This window comes from Pseudomonas sp. 37 R 15 (assembly GCF_900004865.1).
Taxonomy (GTDB): domain Bacteria; phylum Pseudomonadota; class Gammaproteobacteria; order Pseudomonadales; family Pseudomonadaceae; genus Aquipseudomonas; species Aquipseudomonas fluorescens_AM.
In genome coordinates this window covers 49,389-61,949 of record NZ_CVTV01000029.1, presented here as the reverse complement: position 1 = coordinate 61,949, position 12,561 = coordinate 49,389, and the positions used below count along the sequence as shown (strand labels likewise).

General features: G+C 61.3%; 11 protein-coding genes. 5 read left to right on the top strand and 6 right to left on the bottom strand.

The genetic code is table 11. From position 1 onward, the window contains the following. Positions 1-46 precede the first annotated feature (46 nt). The 4 genes from cysN to BFQ04_RS09700 all read right to left on the bottom strand — a co-directional run bounded on the left by cysN (position 47) and on the right by BFQ04_RS09700 (position 4,368). On the bottom strand, positions 47-1,945 hold the full coding sequence (gene cysN / locus BFQ04_RS09715) for a sulfate adenylyltransferase subunit CysN (protein WP_065950626.1): 1,899 nt from the start codon (positions 1,943-1,945) through the stop codon (positions 47-49). A 53-nt stretch (positions 1,946-1,998) separates the two neighbouring features. Then, the gene (locus BFQ04_RS09710; protein WP_065950625.1) at positions 1,999-2,340 is read right to left on the bottom strand and encodes a four helix bundle protein; all 342 of its coding nucleotides are present in this window, start codon (positions 2,338-2,340) and stop codon (positions 1,999-2,001) included. A gap of 104 nt (positions 2,341-2,444) precedes the next feature. Next, a complete protein-coding gene (gene cysD / locus BFQ04_RS09705; protein WP_017529888.1) occupies positions 2,445-3,362 on the bottom strand; it encodes a sulfate adenylyltransferase subunit CysD in 918 nt (305 codons plus the stop codon). Positions 3,363-3,609: 247 nt separating this feature from the next. Further along, on the bottom strand, positions 3,610-4,368 hold the full coding sequence (locus BFQ04_RS09700) for a Nif3-like dinuclear metal center hexameric protein (protein ID WP_065950624.1): 759 nt from the start codon (positions 4,366-4,368) through the stop codon (positions 3,610-3,612). A 101-nt stretch (positions 4,369-4,469) separates the two neighbouring features. On the opposite strand from BFQ04_RS09700, the gene algW reads away from it, so the two are divergent. After that, positions 4,470-5,630, top strand: coding sequence for a Do family serine endopeptidase AlgW (gene algW, locus BFQ04_RS09695; RefSeq protein ID WP_057725862.1), 1,161 nt, complete (start codon positions 4,470-4,472; stop codon positions 5,628-5,630). 111 nt (positions 5,631-5,741) lie between these two features. Beyond that, a complete protein-coding gene (locus BFQ04_RS09690) occupies positions 5,742-7,838 on the top strand; it encodes a TonB-dependent siderophore receptor (protein WP_065950623.1) in 2,097 nt (698 codons plus the stop codon). A 298-nt stretch (positions 7,839-8,136) separates the two neighbouring features. Here the strand turns inward: BFQ04_RS09690 and hemH are convergent, their stop codons facing one another. Both hemH and BFQ04_RS09680 read right to left on the bottom strand, forming a co-directional pair. After that, positions 8,137-9,162, bottom strand: a complete 1,026-nt coding sequence (gene hemH / locus BFQ04_RS09685; protein ID WP_065950622.1) for a ferrochelatase — start codon at positions 9,160-9,162, stop codon at positions 8,137-8,139. 14 nt (positions 9,163-9,176) lie between these two features. Next, positions 9,177-10,076, bottom strand: coding sequence for a TIGR01777 family oxidoreductase (locus tag BFQ04_RS09680; protein WP_065950621.1), 900 nt, complete (start codon positions 10,074-10,076; stop codon positions 9,177-9,179). Positions 10,077-10,289: 213 nt separating this feature from the next. Between BFQ04_RS09680 and BFQ04_RS09675 the strand changes: the two genes are divergently transcribed. From BFQ04_RS09675 to BFQ04_RS09665, 3 genes are all read left to right on the top strand, one after another. Then, positions 10,290-11,276, top strand: a complete 987-nt coding sequence (locus BFQ04_RS09675; protein WP_065950620.1) for an NAD(P)/FAD-dependent oxidoreductase — start codon at positions 10,290-10,292, stop codon at positions 11,274-11,276. Then, entirely contained in the window at positions 11,273-11,488 is a 216-nt protein-coding gene (locus BFQ04_RS09670; protein ID WP_065950619.1) for a TIGR02450 family Trp-rich protein, read from the top strand. Before BFQ04_RS09675 ends, BFQ04_RS09670 begins: the two co-directional genes overlap by 4 nt. Before the next feature lie 112 nt (positions 11,489-11,600). After that, positions 11,601-12,560 carry a YbgA family protein gene (locus tag BFQ04_RS09665; RefSeq protein ID WP_065950618.1) on the top strand — a complete coding sequence of 320 codons (960 nt, stop codon included), beginning with the start codon at positions 11,601-11,603 and terminating at the stop codon, positions 12,558-12,560. The last annotated feature ends 1 nt before the right edge of the window (position 12,561 follow it).

The window sequence follows — 12,561 nt, the reverse complement described above, 5'->3', positions numbered from 1 at the left end:
ATGTGGGAGGGGGCAAGCCCCCTCCCACATTTGACCGAGTACTGGCTTAGATCGCGCCACGCTGGCGCAACAGCTCCAGCACCTGCTTGACGCTGTCTTCCAGCGACAGGCTCTGGGTGTCGATCACCAGATCGGCATTCAACGGCACGTCGTACGGGAACGACTCGCCCGGGATGTTATCGCCACCGGCAGCGTACAAGCCTTGCGGATCACGCTCGGCACACACCAGCGGCGAAGCCTGCACATAGACGGTCAGCAGACGGTCAGCACCAATCAACGCCTTCGCCTGCTCACGGCCTTCGGCATCCGGGGCGACGAACGCAGCAAGGGTCAGCAAGCCAGCCTCGTTGAACTGGCGCGCCACGTGAGCGGCGCGGCGCCAGTTTTCGGTACGCCCGGCGCGGTCCTGCGGCAGACCTTTGTTCAGGTCGTGACGCAAGTTCTGGCCGTCCAGTACAAACACCGCACGCCCCATGTCGAACAGCTTGCGCTCGACCGCATAAGCCAAGGTGCTCTTGCCGGCGCCGGACAGGCCGCTGAACAACACGGTGGCCGGCTGCTGGCCGAAGCGCAGGGCACGTTCTTCGGTAGCCACATGCGCGAGGCTGCCGTGCTGCGCAGAACCGCCATGATTGACCGGTGGCGCGATGATCATGCCCGCAGCCACAGTGCCATTGGTCAAACGGTCGATAACGATGAAGGCGCCCGTGGTGCGGTTGCTGTCATAGCCATCCAGCGCAATGGCGGCATCGAGACTGACCTTGACCCGACCAATTTCATTCAACTGCAGGGAACTGGCCGGGCCTTCGGCCAGGGTGTTCACGTCCACACGGTGCACGATGCTGGTGATGGAACCCGGCACGTAGCTGGTGGCGCGCTTGATGTCGTATTTCTTGCCCGGCAGCATCGGCTCTTCGGCCATCCACACCAGCATGGCGTCGAAGGCGTCGGTCACTTGCGGCACGTTGTCGGCGTGTACCAGCAGGTCGCCACGGGAGATATCGATCTCGTCTTCCATGGTCAGCGTCACCGCCTGACCGGGACCTGCGTGCTCCAGCTCGCCCTCGAACGTGACGATGGATTTGACGCGGCTGCTCTTGCCCGACGGCAGCACCACGACTTCGTCGCCCTTGTGCACGATGCCGCTGGCCAGGGTGCCGGCAAAACCACGAAAGTTCAGGTTCGGGCGGTTGACGTACTGCACCGGGAAACGCAGGTCGGTGTAGTTGCGGTCGTTGGCGATCTCGACGGTTTCGAGGATCTCCATCAGCGACTGGCCGGTGTACCAGGGCGACCGCTCGCTCTTGTTCACCACGTTGTCACCCTTGAGCGCCGACATCGGCACAAAGGCCAGGGTGCTCGGCTTGAAGGCGATGCCGTCGGCAAACTTCAGGTAATCGGCCTTGATCGACTCGAACACGCTCTGGTCAAAGCCGTTGATGTCCATCTTGTTGACGGCAACCACGATGTGCTTGATGCCCAGCAGCGAGGCGATGAAGCTGTGGCGCCGGGTCTGGGTCTGCACGCCGTAGCGGGCGTCGATCAGGATGATCGCCAGGTCACAGGTGGACGCACCGGTGGCCATGTTGCGGGTGTACTGCTCGTGGCCTGGGGTGTCGGCGATGATGAATTTGCGCTTGGCGGTGGAGAAGTAGCGGTAGGCGACATCAATGGTGATGCCTTGCTCACGCTCGGCCTGCAGGCCGTCGACCAGCAAGGCCAGGTCGATGTCATCGCCGGTGGTGCCGGATTTCTTCGAATCGCGGGTGATGGCTTCCAGGTGATCTTCGTAGATCATCTTGGAGTCGTGCAGCAGGCGTCCGATCAGGGTGCTCTTGCCGTCGTCGACGTTGCCACAGGTCAGGAAGCGCAACATTTCCTTGCGCTCGTGCTGGCCCAGATAGGCGAGGATGTCCTCGCTGATCAAATCAGATTGATGGCTCATTGGGTTCAAGCTCCGAGCTGTAAGCTTCAAGCGGCAAGCTTGTCGGCGTACAGCTAGTCAGAAATTTTGTTGATCAGGGCGCAGAGCATTTTAGACAGCTCGCGAGTTTCTGTAATCCAGTTGGCAGCCAGCGGTTGAGCGATGTAAGCGATGTCGCTGCCGATGAGAATCTGCGTACGCAACTCTCCACAAGAAGCCTTAGCAATCCAAAGAAAACGGACCTTCTCTTTGGCACTGCAACGCTCCATGCCTTCAGCAATGTTGGAGGGCACCGAAAGTGCCGAGCGCGTAATCTGATCCTTGAAACCAAAATCCCGACACTGCGCAAACTCTCGATAAATTCCCACCGCCAGACATTTGCTTCTCTGCCAAACAACCAACTTCTCGAAATCCATTACGAGTCACTCAATAGCGGCTCGCAACAACCGGCTGCAAGCACCAAACTGCAAAATTACGCATACCGCCTTTAACTTGCAGCTTGCCGCTTGTAACTCGAAGCTTAAAAGTACCCTTGACGTTTTTTATCTTCCATCGAGCCTGCGCCATCGTGGTCGATGACCCGGCCCTGGCGCTCGGAAGTTCGCGTCAGGAGCATTTCCTGAATGATGTCCGTCAGCGTCTCGGCTTCGGACTCCACCGCGCCCGTCAACGGGTAGCAGCCAAGGGTGCGGAAACGGACTTTCTTTTTGACGATGCGGGCTTTGTCTTCGTCGGACAGGTGCTCGAGGATGCGGTCGTCGTCGATCATGATCAACGTGCCGTTCTTCTCGATCACGTCGCGCTCGGCGGCGAAATACAACGGCACGATCGGGATGCCTTCCAGGTAGATATACTGCCAGATGTCCAGCTCGGTCCAGTTGGACAGCGGGAACACGCGGATCGACTCGCCCTTGTTGACGTTGCCGTTGTAGACGTTCCACAGCTCCGGGCGCTGGTTCTTCGGGTCCCAGCGGTGCTTGCTGTCGCGGAATGAATACACGCGCTCTTTGGCACGGGATTTCTCTTCATCGCGACGGGCACCGCCGAACGCTGCGTCGAAACCATGCTTGTCCAGGGCCTGCTTGAGGCCTTCGGTCTTCATGATGTCGGTGTGCTTGGCGCTGCCGTGGGTGAACGGGTTGATGCCCTGCGCCACACCGTCAGGGTTGACGTGGGTGATCAGGTCCAGGCCCAGCTCCTCGACCATTTTGTCGCGGAACCTGTACATCTCCTGGAATTTCCAGCGGGTGTCGACGTGCATCACCGGAAACGGCAATTTGCCCGGGAAGAAGGCCTTGCGTGCCAGGTGCAGCATCACGGCGGAGTCTTTACCGATCGAGTAGAGCATCACCGGGTTGTCGAACTCGGCGGCGACCTCGCGGATGATGTGGATGCTTTCCGCCTCCAGCTGTTTCAGATGCGTCAGTTTGTCGACCATGGCTACTCACGGAAAAACGATCTTGTGGACGGCCAGCGGGCCGTGTTCGAGCGGGGCATGCTAGCACAGCACCTGCTTCTATTCAGGGCGCCAACTAGATCGAAACGGTATATGAATATACCCCTGAGTTTGGCCTCGAGTGTGGAAGGGGGCTTGCCCCCGATAGCGGTGGAACAGTGAAATAGGTGCTGACTGACACACCGCAATCGGGGGCAAGCCCCCTCCCACATTGTGCCCTGCGACAGGTTTAGATCGGGTTGGGGCAATCGATGAACAGATGTTCAAGGGCAAAGCGTCGCGCCAGGTAATCGCCCAGTGCCTGTACGCCATAGCGCTCGGTGGCGTGATGGCCGGCGGCGATGAAGCTGATGTCGTTTTCGCGGGCGCTGTGGAAGGTCTGCTCGGACGCTTCGCCGCTGATGAACAAGTCGACGCCCGCGGCAATCGCGTTGTCGATGTAACCCTGGCCGCCTCCGGTGCACCAACCGACGCGGCGGATCATCTCGCCGCCTTCGATCAACAGTGGCTCACGGCCCATCACGTCCTGCACGCGACGGGCAAAGTCGCGCGGTGACAGCGGCTCGGCAAGCGAGCCGACCAGGCCAACGATTTTGGGATTGCCGGGGTCCAGCGGGCCTTCGACGGTGATGTCCAGTTGCCTGGCAAGCTGCACGTTATTGCCTACCTCTGGGTGCAGGTCCAATGGCAGGTGGTAGGCCAGCAGGCTGATGTCGTGCTTGAGCAAGGTTTTCAGGCGGCGCTGCTTCATGCCGGTGACGCAGGGGTTTTCACCCTTCCAGAAATACCCGTGGTGCACCAGGATCAGGTCGGCCTGGGCTTCGACGGCGGCGTCCAGCAGGGCCTGGCTGGCGGTGACGCCGCTGACGATGCGCATCACCTGGGGCCGGCCCTCGACTTGCAGGCCATTTGGGCAGTAGTCGGCGATTTTCAGGCTGCCAAGGTAGCGGTCCGCTTCCTCGACGAGGGTGGTAAGGGGGACGGCCATAAAAGACTCCTAAATATCCGGTTCGCAGGCGTCACAGCCTCGTATAATGCGCGACATTATGGGCGCTCCCGCGCCCCCTGCAACCTGTCAGGACTTACTTGATGCTCAAGGCACTGCGTTTTTTTGGATGGCCATTGCTGGCTGGCGTGCTGATCGCGATGCTGATCATTCAGCGTTATCCCCAGTGGGTGGGCCTGCCCAGCCTGGATGTGAACCTGCAGCAGGCCCCGCAAACCAGTACCGTGGTGCAAGGCCCGGTGACCTATGCGGACGCCGTGGTCATCGCCGCCCCCGCCGTGGTCAACCTGTACACCACCAAGGTCATCAACAAGCCGGCACATCCCCTGTTCGAAGACCCGCAGTTCCGCCGCTATTTCGGTGACAACGGGCCCAAGCAGCGCCGCATGGAGTCCAGCCTCGGTTCCGGGGTGATCATGAGCCCCGAAGGCTACATCCTCACCAATAATCACGTGACCACCGGCGCCGACCAGATCGTGGTGGCCCTGCGTGACGGCCGCGAGACCCTGGCCCGCGTCGTGGGCAGCGATCCGGAAACCGATCTTGCGGTACTGAAGATCGACCTGAAGGACCTGCCGTCGATCACCCTCGGCCGCTCCGACGGCCTGCGCGTCGGTGACGTGGCGCTGGCCATCGGCAACCCGTTCGGCGTCGGCCAGACGGTGACCATGGGCATCATCAGCGCCACCGGGCGTAACCAACTGGGCCTTAACAGCTACGAAGACTTCATCCAGACCGACGCGGCGATCAACCCCGGCAACTCCGGCGGCGCGCTGGTGGACGCCAACGGCAACCTGACAGGCATCAACACGGCGATTTTCTCCAAGTCCGGCGGCTCCCAGGGTATCGGTTTTGCGATTCCGGTGAAGCTGGCGATGGAGGTGATGAAGTCGATCATTGAACACGGCCAGGTGATTCGCGGCTGGCTGGGCATTGAAGTCCAGCCCTTGACCAAAGAGCTGGCCGAGTCGTTCGGCCTGACCGGACGCCCGGGCATCGTGGTCGCGGGGATCTTCCGCGACGGGCCGGCGCAGAAAGCCGGCCTGCAACTGGGCGATGTGATCCTCAGCATCGACGGCGCACCCGCCGGTGATGGCCGCAAGTCGATGAACCAGGTGGCGCGGATCAAGCCGACCGACAAGGTGGCGATCCAGGTGATGCGCAACGGCAAGGAAATCAAGCTGTCGGCGGAAATCGGCCTGCGCCCGCCGCCGGCCACGGCGCCGGTGAAGGAAGAGGAATAAGCGGCAGCGCACCAGTGCCCGTCAGTGGGCGCTGGTGCATTGATATTACCTAGCAATCCTTCTCATTAGACATGTTATATTGTTTCAATATCGACATTGGAACGCTCTATCATGCCGTCTCGAAAGTTTGCGCCCCTGGCCGGGCTGACCCTGGGTTTGCTGCTCGACCCTGCCTACGCCGAAGAAAACACCCTGGAACTGGACACCATCAGCGTCACCACCGACGCCTATGAGTCGGCGACCGGCCCGGTGCAGGGTTACCGCGCGACCCGCTCCGCCAGCGCCACCAAGACCGATACCGCCCTGCGCGATATCCCGCAATCAATCAGCGTGATTCCCGCCACGGTGCTCAAGGACCTGGGCAGCACCAGCGTGGAACGCGCCCTGGAGTTTGCCGGCGGCGTCTCCAAGCAAAACAATTTCGGCGGCCTGACCCTTTACCAATACAGCGTGCGCGGCTTCACCACCTCCGAGTTCTACCAGGATGGCTTCAGCGCCAACCGCGGCTACCCGAGCACGCCGGACGCGGCGAACATCGAACGCATCGAAGTGCTCAAGGGGCCTGCGGCCAGCCTGTACGGGCGTGGCGACCCAGGCGGCACAGTGAACATCGTCAGCAAGAAACCCCAGCCCGAGGCCTTCACCACGTTGCAAACCAGCGCGGGCAGCTGGGATCGCTACCGCACCGCACTGGACCTGAATACGCCGCTGGACAATGAGGGCCGCGTGCTGTCACGCGTGAACCTGGCGGTTGAAGACAACCACAGTTTTCGCGATCACGTGGACGCCAAGCGAGTGTTCGTCGCACCGTCCTTCAGCTGGCAACTGGACCCGGACACCAGCCTGCTGGTGGAAAGCGAGTTCGTGCGCCACAACTCCACGTTTGACCGCGGCATGGTCGCCAACACCGGCATGTCCCGCTCCACGTTCCTCGGCGAGCCCGACGACGGCAATATCCGCAACCACAACAACCGCATCCAGGCGGCACTCGAGCATCACCTCAACGATGCCTGGAAGCTGCGCCTGGCCAGTCATTACAAACAAGGCAGCCTGTGGGGCGACGCGTCGGAAAGCCGTGCGCTGAATGCCGATGGCCACACCGTCAACCGTCTCTACCGCGAGCGCTCAACCGGTTGGCACGACAGCATCACCCAACTGGAACTGCGCGGCCTGTTTGATATTGGCAGCTGGCAGCATGAATTACTGCTCGGCACCGAATACGAGGACTACCGCAAGAAGGAACGGGTGACCGCCATAGGCGGCAGCCACTACCCCATTGATCTCTACAACCCGGTGTACGGCCAGCCAAAACCCAATGGCACGCGCACCGGCACCGATTTCTTCGAGCAGACCCAAAGCCATGCGCTGAACCTGCAAGACCAGATCGTCTTCACCGACCGCCTGCGCGGCATGGTGGGCGCGCGCTTCGAGCATTTCGAGCAGAGCACCGACGACTTCACCCGCAACCATGCCAAAAGCCGGCAAACCCATGACGCCCTCACCCAGCGCGCCGGCCTGCTCTATCAGCTCACGCCGCAGGTTGGGGTATTCGCCAACGCCTCCACCTCGTTCAAGCCCAACAGCGGTCTGGATGCCGGTGGCAAGACCTTCAAGCCGGAAGAAGGCGTGGGCTATGAAGTCGGGGTCAAGAGCGAGCTGTTTGACGACCGCCTCAGCGCCACCGTCGCCGCCTTCCATATCGAGAAGGAAAACGTGCTGACCCTGGACCCGGCGACCAACACCAACCGCGCCATGGGCAAGGCGCGCAGCCAGGGCCTGGATGTGCAACTGACCGGGCAGGTCACCGACGCCATCCGCGTGATCGGCGCTTTGGCCTACATCGACGCCGAAGTGACCAAGGGCGATAAGACCCTTCCTGCCGGCAGCCGTATCCTCGGCGTCGCCAAACGCAGCGGCAGTCTGTTGGGGGTGTACGAATTTCAGGACGGCGCGTTGCGTGGTTCCGACCTGGGGGCGGCGTTTACGTATGTGGGTGATCGCTCCGGTGAGGCGGGAACAGGTTTTGAACTGCCCGCTTACCACACCGTCGATCTGCTGGCGCATTACAAGGCGACGGAGAATGTCACCGTGGGGCTGAACCTCAACAACCTGTTCAATGAGAAGTACTACGAGCGGTCCTACAGCAGCTACTGGGTCAACCCGGGCGAACCGCGCAACTTCACCGTCAGCCTTACACTCAATCTATAAACGGGCACCGTACAAATGTGGGAGGGGGCTTGCCCGCGATGGCGGTGTATCAGTCAAACATGTTGAGGCTGACACTCTGCTATCGGGGGCAAGCCCCCTCCCACAATTGGATCACCGCAAGGCGTGATTGAGCCGCACAACGTCACCGTCAGCCTGAGCCTTAACCTCTGACAGACATGGGACTCAATGTGGGAGGGGGCTTGCCCCCGATAGCAGTATGTCAGTCTCAACATTTCTGACTGATACACCGCTATCGGGAGCAAGCCCCCTCCCACAATTGGATCACCGCAAGGCGTGATTACAACGTAACCGGCGCTCTTTCGCAGAGGGTATTGAGCGCCTCCGCCCACTGCGGGTCATCGTTCAAGCAGGGCACCAGCACCAACTCTTCGCCCCCCGCCTCACGGAACTGCTCCAGCCCGCGATCACCGATTTCCTCCAGGGTCTCGATGCAATCGGCGACAAACGCGGGGCACATCACCAGCAGTTTTTTCACGCCTTGCTGCGCCAGGGCCTCAAGACGCGCCTCGGTGTAGGGTTCGATCCATTTGGCGCGGCCCAGGCGCGACTGGAACGCCACCGACCACTTGCCGTCCGGCAACCCCAGCCGCTCAGCCACATCGCGGGCAACGCTGAAACATTGCGCGCGATAACAGGTGGCAAGCACCTCAGGCGAGGCATTCTTGCAGCAATCGCCATCCTTGAAACAATACTGGCCGGTCGGGTCGAGTTTGGTCAGGTGACGCTCGGGCAAGCCGTGGAAACTCAACAGCAGGTGATCGTAAGCCTGTTCCACATGCGGCCGCACACTTGCGGCCAGGGCATCGAGGTACTCAGGCTGGTCGTAGAACGGCTGCAGGATGGAGAATTGCACCTTCAGTTTCTTGTCGCGCACCACACGCCTGGCTTCCTCTACCACCGTGGTCACGGTGCTGTCGGCAAACTGCGGGTACAGCGGCGCCAGCGTCACGTTCTGAATGCCCTGGGCAGCCAGGCGCGTCAGCACCGTTTCAAGCGAAGGCTCGCCATAACGCATTGCCAGTTCTACGGGGCCTTGGGTCCATTGCGCGGTCATCTGCTGCTGCAGGCGACGGCTGAGGACCACCAGTGGCGAGCCTTCGTCCCACCAGATGGACGCATAGGCATGGGCCGACTGCTCGGGGCGCTTGATCAGGATCAGTGACACCAGCAAGCGACGTACCGGCCACGGCAGGTCGATGACATAAGGGTCCATCAGGAACTGATTGAGGTAGCTGCGCACATCGGCCACCGAAGTGGACTTCGGCGAGCCCAGGTTGACCAGTAACAACGCGTGATCGCTCATGCAACATCCTATTTCTAGAGGCGGCCGGACAAGTCGTCCAGGGCCGCACGCAACTCAGTGAACTGGAAAGTGAAACCTGCGGCCAGCAGCCGCTCGGGCAGTGCCTTTTGCCCGCCCAGCAACAAGCCCGATAACTCGCCCAAACCGACCTTCAGCGCAAAGGCCGGCATCGGCATGAACGCCGGGCGGTGCAACACCTGGCCCAACGTCTTGGCAAACTCGCGGTTGCGCACCGGGTGTGGCGCGCAGGCATTATAAGGACCACGGGCGTCAGCCTTGTGCAGAAGAAAATCAATCAGGGCGATTTGATCGCGGATATGCACCCACGGCATCCATTGCCGGCCATTGCCGATCGGCCCGCCCAGCGCCAGTTTGAACGGCAGCAACAGGCGCGACAAAAAGCCGCCCTCGGCCGCCAGCACCAGGCCGGTACGCACCAGCACCACGCGAATGCCCAAGGCCTCGGCACGCGCGGCGGTTTCTTCCCAGGCGATACACAACTGGCTGGGAAAATCATCCTGCACAGGGCCGCTGTCTTCAGTCAATTCGCGCTCGCCGCCATCGCCATACCAGCCCACGGCGGAACCTGAGATCAGCACCGCCGGTTTCTGCTCCAGGCGTTCCAGCCAAGCCAGCAGGCTTTCGGTCAGGCTGATGCGACTGCTCCACAACAAGGCCTTGCGCTTGTGGGTCCAGGAACGGTCGGCAATCGGCGCACCGGCAAGGTTGACCACCGCATCCACCGCGCCGATCACGTCCTGCAGGCGCCCAACGCCCAGGACCTGCGCGCCGCAAATACGCGCAACGGATTCGGGTGTACGGCTCAACACGGTCAAGCGATGGCCCTGGGCAAGCCAGTGCCGGCACAGTTGACGGCCGATCAAGCCGGTACCGCCGGTCAGCAAAATATGCATGGGACTCTCCTCATGTAACGTTCGCCGCCGCTCACTGGTCTATTTTATAAGCAGGGATCGATTTGATATTCGAGCGTGACCATCGTTTAGCCTGTTGGCTTAACCATAGGTCACGTCACACAATCAGGCACGCCAAAACTTATACCAAAAAACAATATTGTACAGCTATTGGTGTCGGCGTAGTCTGTACCCAACGGTAAAACGAGGCCTCCCATGACTGTCCCCATCGCGATCATAGGTGCCGGCATCGCCGGTCTCTCCGCCGCCCGAGCGTTACGAGACGCGGGGCACGTTGTACAACTCTTCGATAAAAGCCGCGGCAGCGGTGGCCGTATGTCCAGCAAGCGCAGCGACGCCGGCGCGCTGGACATGGGCGCACAGTACTTCACCGCCCGCGACCGGCGCTTCGTCAACGAGGTGCAGCGCTGGCAAAGCCATGGCTGGGCCGAGCAGTGGAAACCCCAGCTGTATAACTTCAAGGCCGGCCAACTGACGCCCTCCCCCGATGAACAGATCCGCTGGGTCGGTACGCCGCGCATGAGCGCCATTACCCGCGCCCTGCTCGATGACCTGCCGGTGCAATTCGGTTGCCGCATTACCGAGGTGTTCCAGGGCACCCAGCACTGGAACCTGCTCGATGCCGATGGCGGCAGTCACGGTCCGTTCAGCCATGTGATCATTGCCACGCCGGCGCCCCAGGCCACCACCCTGTTGGCCGCCGCACCGAAGCTGGCGAGCGCCGTGGCCGGGGTGAAAATGGAGCCGACCTGGGCCATCGCCCTGGCCTTCGACACGCCTCTGGATACGCCGATGGAAGGCTGCTTCGTACAAGACAGCGCCCTCGACTGGCTGGCACGCAACCGCAGCAAGCCCGGGCGTGATGTCAGCCTCGACACCTGGGTGCTGCATGCCACCAGCACCTGGAGCAAGGCGCACCTGGACCTGTCCAGGGAAGCTGTGATCGAACACCTGCACGGCGCCTTCGCCGAATTGCTGCACTGCACCATGCCCGCGCCATCATTCAGCCTGGCGCACCGCTGGCTCTACGCCAGGCCGTCCAGCAGCCATGAATTCGGCGTGCTGGCCGATGCCGACCTGGGCCTGTTCGTCTGCGGCGACTGGTGTTTGTCCGGACGCGTCGAAGGCGCCTGGCTCAGTGGCCAGGAGGCGGCGCGACGGTTGATCGAGCACCTGCAATGAACCGCTTGAATCCGGGCAAATTGCTGCTGTCGAAATGGACCGCGACATCTCCAAAAAACAAGGAAAAACACTTCCTCGTCACCGAGCTGTTCCGTGACGAGGAAGGCACCGTACTGGAAATAGAACTGCAAGCGGTGATGACCCGGCGCAGCGAACGCCTCCCATGGCAGGCCCTGCAGAACCCTGAAAGCTGGAAAATGGGCTGGACGTAAATCAGGGCGAAAATACCTATACAAAATTATTGACTTGTACAAGATCAAATCTATGATGAGATTAGTTGTACAGGGATAAAAAACTGTACAGGAATTTCGCAGAGGTTTACCCATGCCCCATTCCGTGAAACCCAAGATCGGCATCAGCGCCTGCCTGCTGGGCGAAAACGTGCGTTTCAACGGCGGGCATAAGCAATCCCTCCTGTGCACCCAGACCCTGGCCGACTACTTCGACTACGTGCCGCTGTGCCCGGAAGTCGCCATCGGCCTGGGCATCCCCCGTGAAACCATTCGCCTGGTCGGCGACGCGGCCAACCCGCAGGCCGTGGGCACCGTGCACCGCGAACTCAACGTGACCCAGCCGCTGGATGAATACGGCCAGCAGATGGCGGCCGAACACACCGACCTGTGCGGCTACATCTTTATGCAAAAGTCGCCCTCCTGTGGCCTGGAGCGGGTCAAGGTGTACCGGGAGAACGGCGCCCCGGTGGATGGCGGCGGGCGCGGCATCTACGCCCAGGCGTTCTGCGCGCGCCACCCCAATCTGCCGGTGGAAGAGGACGGTCGCCTGAATGATCCGGTGTTGCGCGAAAATTTCCTCACCCGCGTATTCGTCTACGCCAGCTGGCAAGGATTGCTCGCCGAAGGCCTGACGCGTCACCGCCTGCTGGCCTTCCATTCGCGCTACAAATACTTGTTGATGGCCCACAGCCCGGCGCATTACAAAAGCCTCGGCCACCTGCTGGGCAGCATGACCAAGGACACCCACCTGGACGAATTGGCCAGTTGCTACTTCAGCGACCTGATGACCGGCCTGACCAAGTGCGCTACCCGTGGCACCCACACCAATGTGCTGCAACACATCAGCGGCTACCTCAAGCAGGCGATCAGCGCCGATGACAAACAGGAAATGCAAACCGTCATCAGCCAGTACCGCCAAGGCATCGTGCCGCTGGTGGTGCCGCTCACGTTGCTCAAGCACCACTTTCGTCAACACCCGGACCGCTACATTGCGCAGCAGGCCTACCTGCAACCGCACCCGGAAAACCTCAGCCTGCGCAATGCGATCTAAA